Origin of the sequence: Bradyrhizobium embrapense (assembly GCF_001189235.2) — a bacterium.
Taxonomy (GTDB): domain Bacteria; phylum Pseudomonadota; class Alphaproteobacteria; order Rhizobiales; family Xanthobacteraceae; genus Bradyrhizobium; species Bradyrhizobium embrapense.
Genome location: NZ_LFIP02000001.1, coordinates 914,950 through 936,163 on the forward strand (window position 1 = coordinate 914,950; position 21,214 = coordinate 936,163).

23 protein-coding genes are annotated in these 21,214 nt (G+C 64.4%); 12 read left to right on the forward strand and 11 right to left on the reverse strand.

What is annotated here, in order from left to right; all coding sequences use genetic code 11:
- Positions 1 to 9 precede the first annotated feature (9 nt).
- Together AKN83_RS04615 and AKN83_RS39450 are read left to right on the forward strand one after the other, a co-directional pair.
- Positions 10 to 210, forward strand: a complete 201-nt coding sequence (locus AKN83_RS04615; protein WP_050400274.1) for a hypothetical protein — start codon at positions 10 to 12, stop codon at positions 208 to 210.
- Positions 211 to 272: 62 nt separating this feature from the next.
- Positions 273 to 605 carry a hypothetical protein gene (locus AKN83_RS39450; RefSeq protein WP_157113204.1) on the forward strand — a complete coding sequence of 111 codons (333 nt, stop codon included), beginning with the start codon at positions 273 to 275 and terminating at the stop codon, positions 603 to 605.
- 51 nt (positions 606 to 656) lie between these two features.
- Here AKN83_RS39450 and AKN83_RS04620 read toward each other — a convergent pair whose 3' ends face one another.
- The 6 genes from AKN83_RS04620 to AKN83_RS04645 form a co-directional block, all read right to left on the reverse strand.
- On the reverse strand, positions 657 to 929 hold the full coding sequence (locus AKN83_RS04620) for a hypothetical protein (RefSeq protein WP_050400273.1): 273 nt from the start codon (positions 927 to 929) through the stop codon (positions 657 to 659).
- Between the two features lie 143 nt (positions 930 to 1,072).
- Positions 1,073 to 2,161, reverse strand: coding sequence for a TRAP transporter substrate-binding protein (locus tag AKN83_RS04625; RefSeq protein WP_050400272.1), 1,089 nt, complete (start codon positions 2,159 to 2,161; stop codon positions 1,073 to 1,075).
- Positions 2,162 to 2,410: 249 nt separating this feature from the next.
- On the reverse strand, positions 2,411 to 3,499 hold the full coding sequence (locus AKN83_RS04630) for a TRAP transporter substrate-binding protein (protein ID WP_050400271.1): 1,089 nt from the start codon (positions 3,497 to 3,499) through the stop codon (positions 2,411 to 2,413).
- 315 nt (positions 3,500 to 3,814) lie between these two features.
- On the reverse strand, positions 3,815 to 4,048 hold the full coding sequence (locus AKN83_RS04635) for a hypothetical protein (RefSeq protein WP_050400270.1): 234 nt from the start codon (positions 4,046 to 4,048) through the stop codon (positions 3,815 to 3,817).
- 205 nt (positions 4,049 to 4,253) lie between these two features.
- The gene (locus AKN83_RS04640) at positions 4,254 to 5,384 is read right to left on the reverse strand and encodes an Mrp/NBP35 family ATP-binding protein (protein WP_050400269.1); all 1,131 of its coding nucleotides are present in this window, start codon (positions 5,382 to 5,384) and stop codon (positions 4,254 to 4,256) included.
- Positions 5,385 to 5,487: 103 nt separating this feature from the next.
- Complete coding sequence (locus tag AKN83_RS04645) at positions 5,488 to 5,925, reverse strand: VOC family protein (protein WP_050400268.1); 438 nt, start codon at positions 5,923 to 5,925, stop codon at positions 5,488 to 5,490.
- Positions 5,926 to 6,129: 204 nt separating this feature from the next.
- Here AKN83_RS04645 and AKN83_RS04650 point away from each other — a divergent pair, with 204 nt between their 5' ends.
- From AKN83_RS04650 to AKN83_RS04670, 4 genes are all read left to right on the forward strand, one after another.
- Positions 6,130 to 7,002: an NAD(P)-dependent oxidoreductase gene (locus AKN83_RS04650; protein ID WP_050400267.1), complete on the forward strand. Its 873-nt coding sequence runs from the start codon at positions 6,130 to 6,132 to the stop codon at positions 7,000 to 7,002.
- A gap of 689 nt (positions 7,003 to 7,691) precedes the next feature.
- A complete protein-coding gene (locus AKN83_RS04660) occupies positions 7,692 to 9,296 on the forward strand; it encodes a sensor histidine kinase (protein WP_050400265.1) in 1,605 nt (534 codons plus the stop codon).
- Positions 9,297 to 9,450: 154 nt separating this feature from the next.
- Complete coding sequence (locus AKN83_RS04665) at positions 9,451 to 9,654, forward strand: DUF1289 domain-containing protein (protein WP_050400264.1); 204 nt, start codon at positions 9,451 to 9,453, stop codon at positions 9,652 to 9,654.
- 25 nt (positions 9,655 to 9,679) lie between these two features.
- Positions 9,680 to 10,264 (forward strand): TIGR02281 family clan AA aspartic protease, encoded by a 585-nt coding sequence (locus tag AKN83_RS04670; RefSeq protein WP_050400263.1) that lies wholly within the window; start codon positions 9,680 to 9,682, stop codon positions 10,262 to 10,264.
- Here AKN83_RS04670 and catC read toward each other — a convergent pair.
- Together catC and AKN83_RS04680 are read right to left on the reverse strand one after the other, a co-directional pair.
- Positions 10,261 to 10,551 carry a muconolactone Delta-isomerase gene (gene catC, locus AKN83_RS04675; protein ID WP_050400303.1) on the reverse strand — a complete coding sequence of 97 codons (291 nt, stop codon included), beginning with the start codon at positions 10,549 to 10,551 and terminating at the stop codon, positions 10,261 to 10,263. The two genes, AKN83_RS04670 and catC, sit on opposite strands and share 4 nt — an antisense overlap.
- A 111-nt stretch (positions 10,552 to 10,662) precedes the next feature.
- Positions 10,663 to 12,240, reverse strand: a complete 1,578-nt coding sequence (locus tag AKN83_RS04680) for a 4-hydroxyphenylacetate 3-hydroxylase N-terminal domain-containing protein (protein WP_050400262.1) — start codon at positions 12,238 to 12,240, stop codon at positions 10,663 to 10,665.
- Between the two features lie 263 nt (positions 12,241 to 12,503).
- On the opposite strand from AKN83_RS04680, the gene AKN83_RS04685 reads away from it, so the two are divergent.
- From AKN83_RS04685 to AKN83_RS04705, 5 genes are all read left to right on the forward strand, one after another.
- Complete coding sequence (locus tag AKN83_RS04685) at positions 12,504 to 13,133, forward strand: FAD synthetase (protein ID WP_244521881.1); 630 nt, start codon at positions 12,504 to 12,506, stop codon at positions 13,131 to 13,133.
- Positions 13,130 to 13,654, forward strand: a complete 525-nt coding sequence (locus AKN83_RS04690; RefSeq protein ID WP_050400261.1) for a flavin reductase family protein — start codon at positions 13,130 to 13,132, stop codon at positions 13,652 to 13,654. Before AKN83_RS04685 ends, AKN83_RS04690 begins: the two co-directional genes overlap by 4 nt.
- Before the next feature lie 72 nt (positions 13,655 to 13,726).
- Positions 13,727 to 14,596: an intradiol ring-cleavage dioxygenase gene (locus AKN83_RS04695; RefSeq protein ID WP_050400260.1), complete on the forward strand. Its 870-nt coding sequence runs from the start codon at positions 13,727 to 13,729 to the stop codon at positions 14,594 to 14,596.
- A gap of 122 nt (positions 14,597 to 14,718) precedes the next feature.
- Positions 14,719 to 15,843 (forward strand): muconate/chloromuconate family cycloisomerase, encoded by a 1,125-nt coding sequence (locus tag AKN83_RS04700; protein WP_244521882.1) that lies wholly within the window; start codon positions 14,719 to 14,721, stop codon positions 15,841 to 15,843.
- Positions 15,844 to 16,008: 165 nt separating this feature from the next.
- Positions 16,009 to 16,926, forward strand: a complete 918-nt coding sequence (locus AKN83_RS04705; protein WP_244521883.1) for a LysR family transcriptional regulator — start codon at positions 16,009 to 16,011, stop codon at positions 16,924 to 16,926.
- A gap of 7 nt (positions 16,927 to 16,933) precedes the next feature.
- Here the strand turns inward: AKN83_RS04705 and dusA are convergent, their stop codons facing one another.
- Positions 16,934 to 17,929 (reverse strand): tRNA dihydrouridine(20/20a) synthase DusA, encoded by a 996-nt coding sequence (gene dusA / locus AKN83_RS04710; RefSeq protein WP_157113205.1) that lies wholly within the window; start codon positions 17,927 to 17,929, stop codon positions 16,934 to 16,936.
- Positions 17,930 to 18,593: 664 nt separating this feature from the next.
- Between dusA and AKN83_RS04715 the strand changes: the two genes are divergently transcribed.
- Positions 18,594 to 19,100, forward strand: a complete 507-nt coding sequence (locus tag AKN83_RS04715) for a MarR family winged helix-turn-helix transcriptional regulator (protein WP_050400255.1) — start codon at positions 18,594 to 18,596, stop codon at positions 19,098 to 19,100.
- Between the two features lie 85 nt (positions 19,101 to 19,185).
- Here the strand turns inward: AKN83_RS04715 and AKN83_RS04720 are convergent, their stop codons facing one another.
- Both AKN83_RS04720 and AKN83_RS04725 read right to left on the reverse strand, forming a co-directional pair.
- Positions 19,186 to 20,343, reverse strand: a complete 1,158-nt coding sequence (locus AKN83_RS04720) for an ABC transporter substrate-binding protein (protein ID WP_050400253.1) — start codon at positions 20,341 to 20,343, stop codon at positions 19,186 to 19,188.
- A 56-nt stretch (positions 20,344 to 20,399) separates the two neighbouring features.
- Positions 20,400 to 21,182: a cyclase family protein gene (locus AKN83_RS04725; protein ID WP_050400300.1), complete on the reverse strand. Its 783-nt coding sequence runs from the start codon at positions 21,180 to 21,182 to the stop codon at positions 20,400 to 20,402.
- Positions 21,183 to 21,214 lie beyond the last annotated feature (32 nt).

The window sequence follows — 21,214 nt, forward strand, 5'->3', positions numbered from 1 at the left end:
AACCGACGAATGAAGAACATGCTCACCCTGGCGGCAATTCTGCTTGCACTCTCTGCGGGATCCGCGGCCGCACAAAGCGCGATCGGCGGTCCGAAAAAGTCAGGCAATCTCGGCGGACCCACCGAGCAGAAGAACCCGGTGGTCCGCACGACGCAAGGTGCCGTACCGACGCCTCCGGCCTCGCCGCCCAAGCCATCGCCAAGGAAATAACGGCGGGCTTCGCAATTGAATTGGCTTCCGGGATTCACGCTGATCGGTTCGATGAGACCCATATGAAAAATACAACGCGCCTGCTTCTCATCGCCACAGCCGGTGCCATGATTGCGTCGGTTGCCCGCGCAGCGCCCGTTCAGGTCACGCGGCTGTCGCCACGGGGCCCCGCAAGCATCGTTCAGGTACGGCTCGCGTGTGACCAGAACTGCAATTGCTGGCAGACGCGCTATCAGCAGCGAAGCTATCGCCGGAAGATCGACGATCGGGGGCGACAGGATCCGAATTACTGCCCGAGCGGAGGGCATTATAACGGCCACTACCGGACCGGACCGGCCACCGGGATGGGCTTCGAAAGCCGTGTGCCGGTACGGTCATTGCCGTTTCCGTTTTGATCGACGAAGCTTGCGCGATGATCGCCGAGCCTACGCGATCGGCGAAGGCGCCTACCAGATGACGACCGCGCAGAGCAGCGCCAACGGCACCGCGGCGCCGCCGATAACGACCCACCTGCGCATATCAGCGGGATCTCTGGAATACCTGAAGATCTGGACCGCGACGAAGAGGCAGACCGCGGCGCCGAGGATGATGCGAAACAAATCGGACGGTGTGTCGTAAGCCGACCAAATGGTTTCGTTTTGCGGGCTTGCGACGCGAGCGGTGATGACCACTACGAGGGTCAGAAACAACGTTCGCAGGATAAGACCGAGGAAACGCATTTGGCGCCCTGATTCACGCTCCTGAACAACGTTAGCACGAATCTGGCCAAAAACTACTCATCTGCCCAGGCCCTCGCCAGTTGCGCACGAAAAACCCCAGAGCTTCGCCCCGGGGTTTTTGCTTGCGCTCAAGGTTAGCGGTGTCAGGCCTGAGAGTGGCGTGCCATGAAATTGTCGTAGCCGACTTCGGCGACCTGGAACCACTGATAGCCGTTGTTGGAGAACGACGTCAGCGAGTCATAGACCTTCTTGAAGTTGGCGTTGGTCGCCGCCACCTCGGCGTGCAGCTCCTTGGCCGCCTTGAACGAGGCTTCCATCACGGGGGCCGGGAACGGACGCAGCTTGGTGCCGCTGGCGAGCAGCTTCTTCAACGCAAGCGGATTGGCCTGATCGTAACGCGCCATCATCCAGTTGTTGGCGAGATGGCCGGCCTGTTCGAGCACGTTGCGATAATATTTCGGCAGCGCGTTCCACTTGTCGAGATTGATCATCGCCACCAGCATCGGGCCGCCTTCCCACCAGCCGGGGAAATAGTAGTTCGGCGCGACCTTGTACAAGCCGAGCTTCTCGTCGTCGTAGGGGCCGACCCATTCCGCGGCGTCGATCGTGCCCTTCTCGAGCGCCGGATAGATGTCGCCGCCAGCAAGCTGCTGCGGCACGCAGCCGAGCTTCTGCATCACGCGCCCGGCAAAGCCGCCGATGCGGAATTTCAAGCCGTTGAGATCGTCGACGCTGTTGATCTCCTTGCGGAACCAGCCGCCCATCTGGCAACCGGTGTTGCCGGCCAGCAGCGAGGTAACGTTGTAGCTTTTGTAGAAGTCGTTCAGGAGCTCCTTGCCGCCGCCGAGAATGTACCAGGCCTGGTTCAACCGCATGTTTGGCCCGAACGGCACCGAGGAGCCGAAGGTGAAGGTCGGGTCCTTGCCGAAGTAATAATACGGCGCGGTGTGCCCCATCTCGACCGTGCCATTCTGCACCGCGTCGAGCACCTGGAGGCCGGGCACGATCTCGCCGGCGGCAAAGGTCTGGATCTGGAATTTGTTGTCGGTGGCTTCGCCGACCGCCTTCGCCATCAGCTCGGCGCCGCCGTGCAGCGTGTCGAGCGTTTTCGGCCAGCTCGTGGTCAGACGCCATTTCAGCTCCGGCATCGACTGCGCGATCGCCGGCGCGGCGACGGTCGCGGCACCGGCGACGCCTAGTCCCGTGACCTTGATGAAATCCCTGCGCTTCATTTTTTGAATCCTGCCCTGTGTGATTGTGTTGTCCGAGCGTCGACTGCTTTGCATTGTCGCGCTACGTTTCTTTGCCGCCATGACCGGTGACCGATCACGCGACCGCCTTCGTGCCGAGGCTTCGGACGCGAGCATGGAACATCCCCTCGGCGAATTCCAGACGCAAAAAACCCGGCCTCCTTGCGGGGGCCGGGCTACTTAAGTCGAAGCTTCTGGCGCGTTCTCTGCTCGCGAACGCTCGAAGCGGGATCAGCCGCGGGTACGCGAGCGGATCATGAAGCTGTCGAAGGTGTATTCGGCAACCTGCCACCACAGATATTGGTCGGAACGGTACGCCTGCATGGCGTCGATCGACTTCTTGAAGTCGGCATTCTTGGCCGAGATTTCACCCCACAGCTCGTTGGTCGCCTTGAGGCAGGCCTCGAGCACTTCGTTGGTGAACGGACGCAGCTGCGTGCCGCCGGCAACCAGCCGCTTCAGCGCCGCGGGGTTCTGCATGTCGTAGCGCGCGGCCATCCAGGTGTTGGCGTTGGCGGTCGCGTTGCTCAGGATCGCCTGGTAGTTCTTCGGCAGCGCGTTCCACTTTTCCAGGTTGCAGTAGGCGTGCACGGTCGGGCCGCCTTCCCAGAAGCCCGGGTAGTAATAGTATTTGGCGACCTTCTGGAAGCCGAGCTTCTCGTCGTCATAGGGGCCGACCCACTCGGCGGCGTCGATGGTGCCCTTTTCCAGCGCCGGGTAGATGTCGCCGCCGGCGAGCTGCTGCGGCACCACGCCGACCTTCTGCAGCACCTGGCCGGCGATGCCGCCGATCCGGAATTTGAGGCCGGAGAGATCGGCGACCGTCTTGATCTCCTTGCGGAACCAGCCGCCCATCTGGGTGCCGGTGTTGCCGCAGGGGAAGCCGATCACGCCGAACTTCTTGAAGAACTCGTTGCCCAGCGCCTCGCCGCCGCCCTGATACCACCAGGAGTTCTGCATGCGGGCGTTGAGGCCGAATGGCACCGACGCGTAGATCGCAAAGGTCGGGTCCTTGCCGACATAGTAGTACGAGACGGTGTGGCACATCTCGACCGTGCCGTTGGAGGTCGCGTCCAGCGCCTGCAGTCCGGGGACGATCTCACCCGCCGCGAACACCTGGATCTGGAACTTGTTGTCGGTCATTTCGGCGACATACTTCGCCACCTGGTCGGCACCGCCATAGATGGTGTCCAGCGACTTCGGGAAGCTCGAGGTCAGGCGCCACTTGATTTCAGGCGAGGACTGCGCGATCGCCGGCGCGGCAACCGCCGTCGCGGCAGCACCGGCCGCAGACACTTTCAAAAAATCACGACGCTTCATCGTAAGGCTTCTCCTTGAGGGGCGTTTCCCAGTGACCGTAAGCAGTTCTCCGGCGGGAGGTCTGCAAGCAGAACACTTGCAAAAAGGCCCGCCGAGGCGCTCTCGATCGGCCCTTTAACACGGAAGACGGCTTCACGGAAACGCGACAATGGCATGACCGCACCAATTAAACGAAAGTCTGATGATGCGGGAATAGGCCGGAAAATGCAGGCTCAGGCTGCTGCGACGACGGCTCGCGGGCTTGCCGTCCATCGCGCGGTAAATCGCCGCGTGCAGCCGCCCGGCCGGCGCCCAACCGCCGCGCTGCAGCGGCCATCAGCGCCGCGCCGTCTCCCGCGCCTTCTTGGCCTTGTCAGCCAAATGCCGCCCGCGCCGGATCCAGCTTTGCGCGGTGGTCTTGCTGACGCCGAACGTCTTGGCGATCGCGATGGCGGCCTCGCCGATCGAGTCGGATTTCTTCGCAAGGTTGAACGCCATCCGGGAAGCCTCTTCGCGCTTCTCCCGCGTCAGATGCTTGCGGCGTTCCTTGTTTCCGTCGCGTGCTGCCATGTCGCCGGTCGCCTCACGGCCCCTTCCCGCATTTCGGCTGCCCGTGCCCGCCTTCAATCGACGGAACGGTGGTACGATTCGGCCAGTACTGGACAAACATACAGGGCGGACGCGATTCAGCAATCGCCCAAGGGCATCAGGCCTGTGAAGAAGGCCGCCCGGATCCGGGCCTTTGAGGCCGATCGGCTCACCGGGACAACGGGGCTCAGGCGGCGGCGATGACGCCTTGCAGCTGCTCGCGGACCTTGCTGCCGATCGCGCGGTAGATCGCAGCATGCGGGCCGTCCGGTTCGCTCTCGACCACCGGGTTGCCGGCATCGGAGGCGGTGCGGATCGCGATATGCAGGGGAATCTCGCCGAGGAACGGCACCCCGAGCTTCTCGGCCTCGTGGCGGGCGCCGCCATGGCCGAAGATGTCCGAGCGCGTGCCGCAATGCGGGCACTGGAAATAGCTCATGTTCTCGACAATCCCGAGCACCGGCACATTGACCTTCTTGAACATCGCCAGTCCCCGCCGCGCATCGATCAGCGAGAGGTCCTGCGGCGTCGAGATGATGACGGCGCCCTTGAGCGGGACGTTCTGCGCCAGCGTGAGCTGGGCATCGCCGGTGCCGGGCGGCATGTCGACGACCAGCACGTCGAGCGTGCCCCAAGCGACGTCGCGCAGCATCTGGGTGATTGCCGACATCACCATCGGCCCGCGCCAGATCATCGCGGTGTCCTCCTCGACGAGGAAGCCGATCGACATGATCGACAGGCCGAAGCGCTGCAGCGGGACCATCTTCTTGTCGTCGTTGAGCTGCGGCTTCTCGTGGATGCCGGTCAACCGCGGCACCGACGGGCCGTAGATGTCGGCATCGAGCAGCCCGACGCGCAGGCCGATGTCGCGCAGGCCGAGCGCGAGGTTGAGCGCCGTGGTCGACTTGCCGACCCCGCCCTTGCCGGAGGCAACCGCAATGACGGCGGAGACGCCGGGGATCTCGGCCTGGCGCGCCATCGGCGATTGCGCACCGGGCGGGTGCGGATGACGGTGCGCGGACGCAGGCTGGACGCCGCCGGCCGGTCGCGGCGCCGGCGCCGCGCCGCCCGCCTTGCGTTCCGCGGTCAGCGCGATCATCGCGACGCTGACGCCGGGAATGGCGCGCACGGCGTTCTCGGCCTGCGCGCGCACGCTCTCCCAGGCGCGGGCTTCCGCAGCGTCGACATTGATCGAAAAAAACACCTTGCCGTCGGTGACCGTGATCGCCGACAGCACATTGGCGTTGGTCAGGGCAGTGCCGCGCGGCGACATCACCTTGGCAAGACAATCAAGAACCTGTTGCTGCGTCACGCTCACCGCGCATCTCCTGGCTTTTCAAGCGGGGCGCGTCGGAAAACCCGCTTCACACTTTCCGGATCGCGCCCAGGAGACCTCACATAGAGCGTTGCAGCGCAAAAGGCTACCTCGCTCCGACGTCGTCCCGCCGCTCGGCCGGCGCTGCCGCGCCGCCTTCCTTGGCGGCCTCGTAGTTCAGCTCGATCATGACCCCGTTGGGGTCGTTGACGAAGATCTGCCAGAGATCGCCGCCGGGAACCTGGCGCGAGTCGAATTCCATGCCCTTGGACTGCAGCCGCTGCCGCATCCCGTCAAAGCCCTGGCTGGCAAAGGCGACGTGATGGACGACGCCCGAGTCCGGCTTTTGTGCCTCGTCGGTCGCGGATATATCGACCAGATGCACGACCGCCTTGCCCTCGCTGTACATCCACGCACCGGGGAACGCGAAGTTCGGTCGCGCGCCCTTTTCCAGGCCCAGAATGTCCTCATAGAACCGCACCGTGGCGGCGAGATTGCGGGTCCGGATATTGAAATGATCGAGCACACCGACGCTCATGCCCATGCGAGACACTCCCTTTTTTGTGAAGTTCTTAGGTAGCCCGATCCTAGCACAAAACCGGGGTCTGCCATCCAACGAAGCCGTTGCCCTCCGCTGCGCAGGGGGTATGGTGCGGCTCCCTTCCATGGACGAAAATGCCCTGCCCGCCGCGACGTTTTCCGGCGGTCCCAAGGGGCGATCACCACGGCAAATCACAAGGTAACAGACATGGCTAAAGTCGCTTTCCTCGGTCTCGGCGTAATGGGCTTCCCGATGGCGGGACACCTCGTGAAAAAGGGCGGCCATGAGGTCACCGTTTACAACCGGACCGCGGCGAAGGCGAAGGAATGGGCCGACAAGTTCGGCGGCAAGACGGCGCCAACGCCGAAGGCCGCGGCCGAAGGCCAGGATTTCGTGATGTGCTGCGTCGGCAACGACAACGACCTGCGCGCGGTCACGATCGGTCCCGACGGCGCCTTCGCCGGCATGAAGAAGGGCGCGACCTTCGTCGATCACACCACCGCCTCCGCCGAGGTCGCCCGCGAGCTCGATGCCGCCGCGACCAAGGCCGGCTTCAAGTTCGTCGACGCGCCAGTGTCCGGCGGCCAGGCCGGCGCCGAGAACGGCGTGCTGACGGTGATGTGCGGCGGCAGCGAAGCCGCCTATGCGGGCGCCGAGCCTGTTATCACCAGCGCCTATGCGCGGATGTGCAAATTGCTCGGACCGGCGGGCGCCGGCCAGCTCACCAAGATGGTCAACCAGATCTGCATCGCCGGCCTGGTTCAGGGCCTCTCGGAAGGCATCCACTTCGCCAAGAAGAGCGGCCTCGACGTCACCGCCGTGATCGAGACCATCTCCAAGGGCGCCGCGCAGTCTTGGCAGATGGAGAACCGCTACAAGACCATGAACGAGGGCAAGTACGATTTCGGCTTCGCGGTCGAATGGATGCGCAAGGACCTCTCGATCGCGCTCGCCGAAGCCCGCCGCAACGGCGCCACCCTGCCCGCCACCGCGCTGGTCGACCAGTTCTATGCCGAGGTCGAGAAGATGGGCGGCAAGCGCTGGGATACGTCGAGCCTGCTGGCGCGGCTGCAGCGCTGACGCGCGCCCGAATACGGCGATGGTGACCCGCGCCGGCGGGTCACCATCCATGCAGCGTCCTCACGCGAAGGAGAATTCGCCCTCTGGAGGTGCGCGCTGCCAAAATATCGAAAACAACCCCATGCACAGTAGCCGACCGGCCGCCGGCATTCGATTTGACGACTTGACACGTCGGGCAACTCAGGGGCACACTTCCATTATTCCGAAATGCTGGAGCCTTCCTCGCCTTGCATCTGATGGCTCTTCAGCGGTCATTGCGCCCGAAACTCCTCACCCGCGATTGAAATTGCACCGGCTCGCCGTAGCGAAGGATCGCGCGCGCGTGGCCAAACCGGAATTGCGGTGGCCACCGTCACCGCAATTCCCTAAGGCAATTAGGTTGCCGACGTTACCGCCATCATCTCGCGATCGGCTGCGCGCCGGTCGGAAAGCCCGATCTCGAGCGCACCGTATATCTGCGCGGCATGCCACTCGGTGCGGTTCCGCTCGCGATCCTGGGGCTGCCGCGAGACTGCTTCTGGTGCGATGGTGAGGTCATTTGCGCGACGGCGCAGCCCCCGGGCCAAAAGTTAATTTAACTCCCCGTTTACGCTTTTCCTTAGCTCTTTAAGTCATCGCTTAATGATTTGGCGTCACAGATAGACAATGCAAAAGGCCCGCGCGGTTCGCTGGCAGGATTTGTGTTGTTTATGAGTAATCCCGCAGAAAAGCCTGAAGTTGTAGCGCTTCCGGCAGGACCTCAGGTGGCGGCGCCGGTGAACAGCCGGCGCGTCGCCGCGCAGCGGGTGCGCGAGGCGCGGGATCGGTTAACGTCGACCAGTGGAACCCGCCCGGCGTTCGACGCCGAACTGCTCCGGCAATATGCCCAGACCCGGATCTCGGCATCCTACGTCGTGATGCTGCTCGTGGTGGCAACCGGCGTCCTGTTTGGCCTCTGGATGAAGCCGATCTTGGCCGGCGCCTGGACGGTCGGCATCCTCGTCGTCCATCTCGCCATCATCCGCAGCTGCTCCCGCTTCCTCGCCGAGCCCACCTCGGTCGCGGTGACCCGCAAATGGCGAACCCGCTTCGTGCTGCTCGACCTGCTGTACGGCCTGTGCTGGACCGCGATCCTGATCCACCCCGCCGGTCGCGACCTCTCCTCCAACACGCTGATGATGTTCCTGATGCTGCTGGTGATCGCGGTCTCCAGCATGCTGGCGGCGAGCCTGCCGATCGCAGCCCTCGCGGCGACCGTTCCGGTGACGGTCGGGATCGCGCTCGACCTCGTGCTCAACGGCGCGTTCGACAATTACGTGCTGGCGCTTCTGGCGCTGGCCGCCGAGGGCTATTTCGCGCTGCTGGCGCACCGGCTGCATTCGACCACGCTGGCGACGCTGGAAGCCCGCGCCGAAAAGGACGCGCTGATCGGCGAACTGGAACAGGCCAAGGCGATCTCCGACGAGGCGCGACACCGTGCCGAGTCCGCCAACGTCGCCAAGTCGCGCTTCCTGGCCCAGATGAGCCACGAACTGCGCACGCCGCTCAACGCCATCCTCGGCTTCTCCGAGGTGATGAAGAGCGAGATCTTCGGCGCGCACGCGGTGCCGGTCTACAAGGAATATTCTGCCGACATCCATAATTCCGGCGTGCACCTGCTCAACCTCATCAACGAGATCCTCGATCTGTCGCGCATCGAGGCCGGCCGCTACGAGCTGAACGAAGAGGCCGTGGCGCTGGTGCATGTCGTCGCCGACTGCCACCATCTCCTTAAACTGCGCGCCTCCAGCCGCGGTATCACCATCCACGAGGTGTTCGAGCACGGCATGCCCCGGATCTGGGGCGACGAGCGCGCCATCCGCCAGGTCGTGCTCAACCTGCTCTCCAACTCGATCAAGTTCACCCCGCAGGGCGGCGAGATCTGGCTGAAGGTCGGCTGGACCGCGTCGGGCGGGCAATATCTGAGCGTCAAGGACACCGGAAGCGGCATCGCCGAGGACGAGATCCCGGTCGTGCTGGCCTCGTTCGGCCAGGGCTCCAACTCGATCAAGTCGGCGGAACAGGGTGCGGGCCTTGGACTGCCGATCGCGAAAAGCCTGATCGACATGCATGGCGGCACCTTCACGCTGAAATCGAAGCTGCGCATCGGCACCGAGGTGATCGTGACCTTGCCGCCGGAGCGGGTGATGAGCGCGCTGGCGCCGATGACGGAAGACGCGCCGCCGATGCAGCCGGAGCCCGCCGAGCCCGCGATGGGCGCCGACCGGAAACGGGTGCGCCGCAGGTCGATCATGAGTGCCGGCACCGGATTGTAGAGCATGTCGCGGACAAGCGTGACGCGGTTTTCGTTGCCAATAGACGCCGGGCGTTCGCGCCGGGACCACACTCGCGACAAAAAGCCCGGGCGTGATGGTGCATCCGGATTCGACCGGCTTGCACTGGCGAGTGAAACGGTTCAACAGTCGAAGAATGAGCTCAGAAACGCCGTGTATCGCAGTCTGCATGATCGACCCCAGGACGAAGCTCTGCTTCGGCTGTGGTCGCACGCTCCCGGAGATCGCGCGCTGGCACAAGATGGACCGCGCGGAGCGGCTGTCGGTCATGGCGACGCTGCCGGCGCGGATGAACGAGGCCGGGCTCGAGCGCATGGAGCCGCGTCCGAAGCGCGCGTGAACTCCGCCGCGACCGGAGCCACACCGTGACCCGCATCCTCCTTGTCATCCTGCTCTTGATGGCAACGGCCGGCGCCGTCGTCGCCTATGGCGATCCCGATCAGATCGCGCTCGCCAGGCAGAACCTGACCCAGATATTCGGCCGCAGCATCGCCACACCGGCCGCGGCGCCCGCTCCCGCGGTGCAGATTGTGCGCAGCCAGGGCGGCGAGTTCGCGTTCCGGGCCAAGATCAACGGCGTCAGCGCGCCGATGGTGATCGACACCGGCGCGACCTCGGTGGTGCTGACCTGGGAAACCGCCAAGGCGATCGGGCTGCCGACCGACATGCTCGAATACAATGTCGACCTGGAGACCGCCGGCGGTCACACCAAGGCAGCGCGGCTGACGCTCGATCGCCTCGCGGTCGGCAAGCTCGTAGAGAAATCGGTGCCTGCGCTGGTGGTGCAACGCGGGCAGATGAAGACCAACCTGCTCGGCATGAGCTTCCTCGACCGGCTCGAAAGCTGGGGAGTTCGTTCCGATACGCTGAGCCTGACCGGATATCCCGACGTCACCGGCAGCATCAACACCTCGGCCCGTCACCGTCGCCCGCGCACGGTCGTCGACTAGCGATCGTCGTCGTGGATCGACGACGGGTGTCGGCATAGCGGCGTGACCTTTATCTCCATGAACGGAAACAGCGGCAGGCTCGACAGGATATCGTGCAATTCCTGCGCGCCAGACACGTCGAAGATGCTGATATTGGCGTAGCGTCCGGCCACTCGCCACAGATGGCGCCAGGCCCCCGTGCGCTGCAGCTCCATGGCACGGGCGCGTTCGGCCGCCTTCAGCGCATCGACCTTTTCGGCCGGGAGATCGTGCGGGATCCGCACGTCCATTTCGACGTGAAACAGCATGATGATCAACTCTCTCTGCAAGCGATGAAGCGGTAGCGCGAAAACGGAATGGAGCCGCCGCACGATCGCGGCGGCTCCAATGCTCTGTCTAGCAGATCGCCAGACGTGTGGTCAGCCTTGCACCAGGCCGCGGCTGACCAAGTTGATATCGTCGGGGTTGACGAGGTCCTTCGCCGTCCAACCGGAGACGTCGTAGTCGCTCATGCAGTTGCGCACGAAATCCTGCATGGCGCCGAGGTCGCCGGTCGCGCCCGCGGCCATCAGCGTTTCGACGCGCAGGTTCTCGTAATTGCCCGCGTAGTTGCGCTCGTAGAGTTCGTGCCGGCCGCCGAACTCCGAGCCGACCGCGTCCCAGAGCAGCTTGAGCAGCTTGATCCGGTCGATCGCGGCATAGCCGTTGGAGCCGCGCACGAAGCGGTCGAGATACGGCCGGATCGCCTCGCTCTCGAGGTCGGCCGAGCTCGACGGCAGGTAGATCAGACCGCTCGCGACATGGCGCTCGATCAGTTCCTTGATCCGCGGATAGGCCATCGGGGCGAACACGCGATAGGCCAACCCGTAGTTCAGGTTCGGCAGATTGTAGCCCTCGGTGCCCTGCCAGGGGATCGGCGACTTCACCATCGCATCCGAGATGCCGTGGAACAGATTGCGCCAGGCGATCACCTCGCCCACTGCCGTCTGCACGCCGCGAAAATCCTTCGATCCGGTCGCCTCCACCGCCATCGAGAACAGGCCGGCGATGAAGTCGAGCTTGACGGCGAGCCGCGTCACGCCATGCAGCGTGAAGCGCGGGATGAAGCCCGACGCCGGGAAGAACTGGTTGATCTTGTCGACGTCGCCATAGATGAAGACGTTCTCCCAGGGCACCAGCACCTTGTCGAACACGAGGATGGAATCGTTCTCATCGAAGCGGCTGGACAGCGGATAGTCGAACGGCGAGCCGGTCGCGGCCGCGGTGAATTCATAGGACGAGCGGGCGATCAGCTTGACGCCCTTGGCGTCCATCGGCGCCGTGAAGATCAGCGCGAACGACTTGTCCTTGATCGGGATGCCGTAGTGGGCGATGAAATTGTAGTGCGTCAGCGCCGAGCCGGTCGCAACCACCTTCGCGCCCGAGACGATCAGGCCGGCGTCGGTCTCCTTCTCGACATGCATGAAGACATCGCGCACGTCCTCGATCGCGCGGTCTCGATCGATCGGAGGATTGACGATGGCGTGATTCCAGAAGTCGAGCCGCTCCTGGGTCCGGGCATACCATTTCTTCGCGTTGCCGGCGTATTCGCCATAGAAGCCCGAATTCGCGCCCAAGGTTCCGAGGAACGCCGCCTTGTAGTCCGGCGAGCGGCCCATCCAGCCGTACGCGACCTTCTGCAGTTCGGCGATTGCGTCGCGGCCCTTGATCAGGTCATCGGCCGTGCGCGAGCCCAGGAAAAACGGATGGGTCAGCTGACCCGAGCCGGTGTCGGTCAGGACGCCGATCTGGTCCTTCTTCTCGTGAAAGCGGTCGTACCAGCGCGCCACCATCCGTGCCGAGTTGCGGAAGGCGGGATGCTGGGTGACGTTCTTGACGCGCTCGCCGTAGATGTAGATCTCTCGGCCATCCTGGATGCTGTCCAGGAATTCCGCGCCGGTGTAGACGCTGGTGGTTGATGCTGGCGTGTCGGCCCGCAGGGCAGCTGCTGTAGACATGGGTTTCTCCTCCGCTTGTGTCGTTGGACCGGCGGGCGTTGCCACACCGGCCCGGACCATCCCGTCACGCTCTTGGTCGGCGTGACATCGGAGGAAAAGCTACGCGCTCAGCCTGCGCGGGCGAAAGGTATCACACCATACCGCGCGGACCGCCCCGGCACGGGCTATGACTGAGGCGGCACGGACCGGACGGCAATGATCGTCAGGCCGATGCAACGCCGCAGCCGACGCTGCACGGCAAGGGAGCGAAACCGGAGCGAACCATGGGCAGAGGCCTAGCCAAGGATTTTGACAGCACCACTGTCGCTTTCCATCGCGATGGGGAATTGGCCCTCACGGCCAGCGTCGTGACGATCGGTGCGTTCGACGGCGTCCACCGCGGCCACCAGGAATTGCTGCGGCAGACCATTGCGGCAGCGCGCCGCCGCAGCGTGCCGGCCGTGGTCTACACCTTCGATCCGCCGCCAAAGGTGTATTTCGGAAAGGCCGAGGCGCTAATCTCGCTGCGCGAAAAGCTCGATCGCATGGCAACATTCGCACCGCATCACATCGTGGTCGCCGATTTCAACCAGATCTACGTTCGGCGCAACGCGGCCGAGTTCCTCGCCGAGTTGCGGCGCTTGCGACCGCACGAAGTGATCGTCGGCGAGGATTTCCGCTTCGGGTCCTGCAAGGGCGGCACCGCGCAGTTGCTGCGGCAGCACTTCGACACGCGCATCCTGCCGCCGGTGCGCTGCGGCAATGGAGAGGTTGTCTCCAGCAGCCGGATCCGCTTGCTTCGGCGGTCCGGCCTTAGCGCCGCCGCGGCAGCGCTGGAAGATTGGAGAGATATCGTGGCCGCATCGCCTGCCGATAGATCCGGCCTGCCCCAACTCGAGGTGATCGGCCCATGACCACGATCGATCCGCGCGAGCTGCGCAATGCCTGCGGCCAATTCGGCACCGGCGTCACCATCATCACCACGCATTGCGAGGGGCGCGACCACGGCATGACGGCCAATGCCTTCATGTCGGTCTCGCTCGATCCGCCGCTGGTCGCGATCTCGATCGCGAAAAGCGCGAAGATGCTCTGCAACATCCAGAACACCGGCAGGTTTGCGGTCAGCGTGCTCGCCGAGGGCATGGAGGATCTGGCCTGGCATTTTGCGGGCAAGCCGAAGCTCGATCTCTGCGACGTCTTCGAGCGCCGCAACGAGCTGCCCGTCATCGCCAACGCTGCGGCTTACTTCGTGACCGATCTTGCAGACGAAATCGTCGCCGGCGACCACACCATCTTCCTCGGCCGTGTCCGCGAGACGGCGCTGCAGCCCGGCAAGAAGCCGCTGCTGTTCTGCCGCGGCCGTTTCGGCGGCCTTGCCGATCCGCACCCGGCGCCCGCGATGCTGGAGAATGCCGCTTACGAATTTGTCTGGTGAAACCACCAGCCGATATTCCCGAAAACGGGGATGCAAGTTTGATCCAAACTGCAAGAAAAGGAGGAAACGACCATGCTGAACGTCAACAAGGACACCATCACCGACCACGTGATCGCCGCGCTCGCGAACGACATTCCGGATCGCAACCGCCAGATCATGACGAGCCTGATCCGCCACATGCACGCATTCTGCAAGGAGGTCGACCTGACCTTCGCCGAGTGGTTCGCCGCGTGCGAATTCCTGCGCCGCGCCGGCGACATCTCGGACGAGAAGCGCAACGAGTTCATCCTGATCGCCGACATCCTCGGCGTCGAGGTGCTGGTCGACATGCTGGACCACAAGGTTACCGACGGTGAAAGCGAGTCCACCGTGCTCGGACCATTCTACCGGGAGAACCCGCCGGCGCTCCCAAAGGGCGCCTCCATCATCAAGAAGACGTTCGACAACGCGCAGACCGTCAAGGTCTCAGGGCGCATCAGCGACACCGCGGGCCGGCCGATCGAAGGCGTCACCATCGACGTCTGGGAAGACGCGCCGAACGGGCTCTACGACCTGCAAGACCCGGAGCAGCCGGCCTATAATCTGCGCGGACGGTTCACCACCGATGCCAACGGCGAATACGCCTTCGTGGCGCTGCGTCCCGAGCCCTACCCGATCCCCTATGACGGCGCCGGTGGCGAGCTCCTGAAGTACATGGGGCACCATCCCTGGCGTCCCGGCCACATCCACTTCATGCTCTCGAAGGACGGCTATCAGTCGCTGATCTCGCAGATCTACGATTCCGAGACCAAGTATCTCGACAACGACTCGGTGTTCGCCGTGAAGCAGAGCCTGATCGGAAAGTTCGCCAAGGCCCCCGCCGGCGCCGACACCGATCTCGTTCTCGATTTCGACTTCAAGCTCAAGAAGGCAGCGGTCGAGCGCCTCGTCGCGGCCGAGTGATACGCACAACGCCCTGCCGGGCCCGGAAAGCCTGGCAGGGTTCATTCTCAACTGACCTGCGAGGACCTATGAGTCGTGCCGTGATCGAAATCGCCAAGCCCGTGGGGCAAGTGCGGAGTGTCGTGCAAGACACTGCGATCCGCAGTATCCGCGCCACCATCGTGGAAGCGCCGACCCGCCGGCGGCACAAGCTCTCGAACACGGAAGTCACGCATCAGGGCTACGTGCTGGTGCGTGTGCTGCTCGACAACGGCGTGACGGGTATCGGCGAAGCCTCGACGCTCGGCGGGCCGCGCTGGGCCGAGGAGAGCGTGGAATCGATCAAGGCTGCGGTCACGAACTATCTGGCGCCGGCGCTGCTCGGGCAACCTGCCCTCGCTTTCGAGACCAATGGCTTGCGCATGAGCAAGGCCGCCACCCGCAATTTCGCGGCCAAGGGCGCGATCGAATCCGCCCTGCTCGACGCCGCCGGCAAGACGCTCGGCCTACCCGCCAGCGCCCTGCTCGGCGGCGCGGTTCGCCAGCGCATGGAGGTGATCTGGGCGCTGGCCTCGGGCGACAGCGGCCAGGAGCTGGAGGAAGCGAAAGAGAAACTGCTGCGCCGCGAACATCGCCAGTTCAAGATCAAGTTCGGCTTCAATCGCCCGCAGGCCGATCTGAAGCGGTTGCAGACGCTGCGCGCCGGCCTCGGCGACGAGGTGCGCCTGATCGTCGATGTCAACCAGGGTTGGACCGAAGCCGAATGCATCCGCTTCCTGCCCGCGCTGGAGGAGCTGGAAGTCGCGCTGGTCGAGCAGCCGGTGTCGGCGCTGCAGCTGGAAGCCATGGCGCGTGTCGCGGCGCGCACCTCCATCCCGTTGCTTGTCGACGAAGCGGCCTTCACCAAGGAGGAAATCGCCCGCGTCGCCACGATGGGTTGCGGCAGCGTCTATTCGCTGAAGCTCGTGAAGAGCGGCGGCCTGTTCGAGATGAAGCGCGCCGCCGCGGTGGCCAGCGCGCACGGCCTCGAGCTCTACGGCGGCTGCCTGCTGGAGAGTAGCATCGGCGCCGCCGCGCATCTCGCCGCATTCGCTACCCTGCCCAAACTCGAATGGGGCAGCGAGCATTTCGGCCCGCGGATCCTGGTGGAGGATCTCGTCGTCAACCCGATCAGGTTCGACGCGTTCGAGATCTGCGTGCCTGATGGCCCCGGCCTCGGCATCGAGGTCGACGAGGACAAGATCCGCGCCTTCGCCCGCAAGGATTAGCGAGATGGCGTCGGCCAGGCGGAGAATTGACAATCAAGGGATGCCCGCCCAGTCTTCGCGTCGGAACCACCGTCTCGATCGTGCGCCGATGACCACGCGATATCAAACCCGGCAGGCCTTTCCCGCAGCTTCCGCGGAAGCGCGCGGACAAATGTCCGGCTGACCGTGACCGATCGCGACGACGTGATGGATCTGAGGCGGCTGGTCTACTTCGTCGCCGTCGCCGAGGAATTGCATTTCGGCCGTGCCGCGTCGCGGCTTGCGATCGCCCAGCCGCCGCTCAGTCGGCAGATTGCGCAGCTGGAGAGCGATCTCGGCGTCGTGCTCATCGACCGCAGCCGGAGCCAGATCCGGCTGACCCAGGCCGGCAGCGTCCTGCTGGAGCGAGCGCGCGACGTGCTGGAGCGGCTTGACCGCACGCACCGCGAGATCAAGCGGATCGGGGAAGGCTTTTCGGGGCACCTGCGCGTCGCCTTCGTCGGATCGGCGACCTATGGCGTGCTGCCCAACGTGATCAAGGCGTTTCGCTCGGCCTATCCGGATGTGGAGCTGGCGCTGTCGGCGATGAATAACGCCGAGCAGAAGCGCGCGGTGATCCAGCGCGAGATCGATATCGCGGTCGCCCGCCCTTCGCTCGACGACGAGGAGTTGAAGTCGGAGCCGCTGCTGCAGGAGCCGTTGATCCTCGCGCTATCAGACACCTCGCCGCTGCTCGAACAGCAGGTCACGCGGCTGGCGGCGCTCAAGGCCGAGACGTTCGTTCTCTATCCGCGCAAGCCGCGTCCGAGCTTCGCCGACCACATCCTCAATATCTGCCTTGAAGAGGGCTTCATTCCGAAATCGCAGGTGCTGGCGCAGGACTACCAGACCGCGATCAGCCTGGTGTCGGTGGGCGTCGGCATCGCGCTGGTGCCGCAATCCGTCTCGCAGGCGGAACGTCCCGGCGTCGCCTACCGCGCCTATGAGGGGCACAATCCCGGCACCGCGCTGTCGCTGAACTACCGGCGCGACAACCGGATGCCACACCTCTTCAACTTCCTGAAGATCGCACACGACGTCACGCGGCGGCAGCGCAAGCAGTAACCTGCCGTCAGGCCGCGACCGCCGCAGGCGGGCGATCGTCAACGCGTGCGATCGCATCGCGCAGCACGTCGATCCCGGCGCCCGGCCGTACGCCGTTCTCCGCGAGGTGCCTGCGGAAGGCACGCGCGCCGGGGACGCCGTGGAAGGCGCCGACGAAATGGCGCGTGATCGAATGCAGCCGCGTGCCCTCGGCCAGTTGCCGCTCGATATAGGGCAGCATCGCCGCGAACACGTCCTTGATGGTGGCGTGCGGCGGCGTTTCACCGAACAGTTCGGAATCGACCGACAGCAGCCGCCACGGCTCCTGATAGGCCGCCCGCCCCAGCATCACGCCATCGACATGCGCCAGATGCTGCTTCGCTTCGGCGATACTCGTGATGCCGCCGTTGATGATGATGGGCACATCCGGCAGCGCCGCCTTGAGGCGATAGACGCGATCGTAGTCGAGCGGCGGGATGTCGCGGTTCTCCTTCGGCGACAATCCGTTGAGCCAGGCCTTGCGCGCATGCACGACGAGCGCATCCGCGCCGGCGGCGATCACGCCGCGCGCCAGGGTATCGAGCGCTGTTTCCGGATCCTGGTCGTCGATGCCGATCCGGCACTTTACCGTCACGGGAATCGTCACCGCGCGCTTCATCGCCGCAACGCCCTCGGCGACCAGCGCGGGCTCCGCCATCAGGCAGGCGCCGAACCGGCCGTCCTTCACCCGATCGGACGGACAGCCGACATTGAGATTGATCTCGTCATAGCCGAAATCCTCGCCGATCCGCGCGGCGGTCGCGAGATCGTGCGGATCGGAACCGCCGAGCTGCAGCGCCACCGGATGCTCGCTGGTATCGAAGCCGAGCAGCCGCGCCCGGTCGCCGTGGATCACCGCGCCCGTGGTCAGCATCTCCGTATAAAGCCGCGCCCGCTGCGACATCAGGCGATGGAAGACCCGGCACTGCCGATCAGTCCAATCCATCATCGGCGCTACGGAAAATTTCCATTTATTATCAGTCACTTAGATCTCGTCTTGATCGAGCAGATGATAGGCGACACCGACCCTGGGATCTTGATCCTTGACCTTCGTCAGCCCGTTCTTGGCTGGTCTGATTTTCATACAGACGTTGCTACGAATTTGCTACGAGTCAGCCCCCGCGAAAGTCCAGACCACCGTGCAGCAAATTCGCGCAGCTCGGTCCTAGTCAGCGAGCCCAGCGGCTGAGCACGGCATAAGAGGTCTCAAACCCCCAGCCACTCCAAACCACGGGGGAGCTGTCCGACAGAAAAGTCCACTTGCAGCGCGCGACGATGCGCGGGTGCAGAGCGGCTTCCGAAGCATGTAGGATGGGCGTAGCATAAAGCCAGCTCTTGGCCCACCGGACCAAGCCCCTCTTGGACTCAAGCGCAGCCGACGCGAGCGTACGCTGGTCCCCTTGCAAGTCCGCACCGTCGCATTTATTTTAAGTATAAAGTATTGCTATCGGTTGAGGGATCGCCGAGGCGCCCGTTGGAAAGCCGCGGAGAGCGCTTTTCCGCGCGCTGCGTTCGAAAAATTCCGTACATCGGCGAGCGAGTTCGATCTGCCTTGAACGAGCCTTGTATTTACTTTTGGCACGAACTATCTTGATGGCAACATCGAAGTCGCCGCCTTCAGCGAGGCCAGATGCCGCAGGAGATCTGATTTGGCAGTCGCGAAGGAGTCCCCGCCTGTTTCGCCCAAGAACGGGGTCGATCAGGAGGCCGAGTACCGGGCTCAGACACGGCTTTGGCTTCGGCTGCTTGCCTGCACGACCCTGATCGAGGGCGAGCTGCGGCGCCGGTTCCGCGAGGAATTCGATTTCACGATGCCGCGCTTCGATGTTTTGGCCCAGCTTGACCGCGAGCCGAGCGGATTGGTGCTCGGAGAACTGCCGAAGCGCCTGATGGTCTCTGCCGGAAATCTCACACCCATCGTCGATCGCCTGGTCGAGGACGGCTACATCACCCGCACGCCCTCCACATTGGATCGGCGCGTGCAGATCGTTTGCATGACCGTGGAGGGCCGCAAAACCTTCAGGCGCATGGCCAAGAGCCACGGCTCATGGCTGGTCGAGCTGCTGGCGGGATTCCCGGCCGACCGGCTCGATGGATTGACCGGCGAGCTCGACGAGCTCAAGGGCGCCGTCAGGGACGCGATGCAGAAGCCGTGAGCTGACGGCAACATCGCACACCCTGCTCCGTCGTCTTGCCGCTGTCTGCGCGCACGTCGCACTCCAGCGCCATTTCGCCGCTCAATTAGGGCAGCAGCTTGTACTTCCCGTCCTCGATCTGAACCAGGATCCGCGCGCGCGCATCGACGCCGTGCCGGTCCGCCGGCGTGTAGGTATAGACGCCCTGCGTGCCGGCCAACTCCTTGGTCGTGAACAGCGCCTCACGCAACGCGGTGCGGAATTCCGGCGTGCCCGGCTTCGCGCCGGTCGCCATCGCGCGCTTGGCCGCATCGGCGAGCACCAGCCAACCATCGAAGGAATAGGATGAAAACGAGTCGGTCGGCGCCTCGCCATTGGCCCTCTCGAAGGCGGCGCGGAAATCCAACGCAACCTTCTGGATCGGGTTGCTGGCCGGAAGCTGCTCGGCCGCGGTCACCGGCCCGGTCGGGCAGATGATTCCGTTGGCGGCCTTGCCGGCGAGCCGCAGGAAATCGGCGCTGATCAGCCCGTGGTTGCCGTAGAGCGGCCCCTTGTAGCCACGCTCGGACAGGGCGATCACCGGCAATGCGCCCGGCGTTCCCGTGCCGCCGAGCATGATGGCATCGGGGCGCGCCGCCAATGCGCGCAGCACCTGGGCGGTCACCGATGAATCCGACCTCGCATATCGCTCGTTGGCGATCACCTTGATGTCGGCCGCCTTGGCGCTTTGCGACAGCGAGTCGTACATGAGATCACCGAACGCGTCCGAGAAGCCGATGAACGCCACGGTCTTCAACCCTCGCGCCTTCATGTGATCGACGATGCCCTGAACGAGCAGTGGCGTCGGTTGCGGCGTCTGCACGACCCAGGGCCCGCCATCGCCGGGCGGCACCGCCGCGATCGGCGACACCGCGATCATCGGAGTCTTCATTTCGATCGCGGCCGTCGCCATCGCCAATGTCTGCGGCGCGCCGGACGTGCCGATCAGAATGTCCACCTTCTCCTGCTCGACGAGCTTGCGCGCATTGCGCGCCGATGCCGTCGGATCGGAAGCGTCGTCGAGTTGGATGACGCGCAGCTTCTCACCGCCGACTTCACCGACATAGGCCTCGCCCGCCGCCAGTCCCTTTGCGTTCGGAAGCCCGATCGACGACACCGCCCCGCTGAGGCCGGTGACAAACCCGACGAGGATGTCCGCCCGCCCGACCTGCGGTGCGGCGACGAGCAGCGCGGCGGAAGCCAGCAGGGTCTTCAGCGAGATCATGGCACCTGTCCTTCTTGATTTGCGTTTCTTCTGTCGGGCAAGCGCCATGGCTCGCTTCAGTTCGCCGAAACCAGCGCGATCACGCGCAGCGGGCTGCCGGAACCGTTCTGGATCTTCAAGGGCGAAGCCACGATGACCGCACCGGTAGCGGGAAGCTGATCGAGATTGCAGAGACATTGCAGGCCATAGCGGCCGGCACCATGCAGGAAGTGATGCGCCGGATAAGGCGGCTCGAAATGACCGGCTTGCCCCGCGTCGGTGCCGATCGTCTCGGTGCCGAAGCCGATGATGCCGCGTTCCTCCACCAGCCATTTCATGACGGCCGCGTTCGGGCCAGGCGTGTGCGCGCCGTCATCCCTGAGGTTGGCGTAGTCGCGCCAGCCCTTCTTCGACCAGTCCGTGCGCAGCAGAACCCAGTTCCGCTCCGGAATCCGTCCGTTCTTCGCCTCCCAGGCTTCGACGAGCGGAACGGTCAGCAGGAAATCCGGGTCCTGCGCTGCGCCGGCCGAGCAGTCGATCACGCACGCCGGCGCGATCATGTCCTTGGCAGGCATCGTGTCGACGGAATTGTTCGGCAGGTCCTTGCCGGTGAACCAGTGAATGGGCGCGTCGAAATGCGTGCCGGTGTGCTCGCCGAAGGACACGTTATTCCAGTACCAGGCTGGACCCCGACCGTCGTAGCGCGAAATCTCCTGAATCCGCACGGGAGCAGCCTGGCCGAACTCCGGCGGCAGCACGATGACCGGAAAATCCGGGCTGAGCGTGAAGGTCAGATCGACGACGCGCACCGCGCCCGACGAGACCGCACTTGCGAGCTCCAGGAGATTGTTGCTTGGCATCGTCACGTCCTCCCGCTTGGTTGAAATCCTGA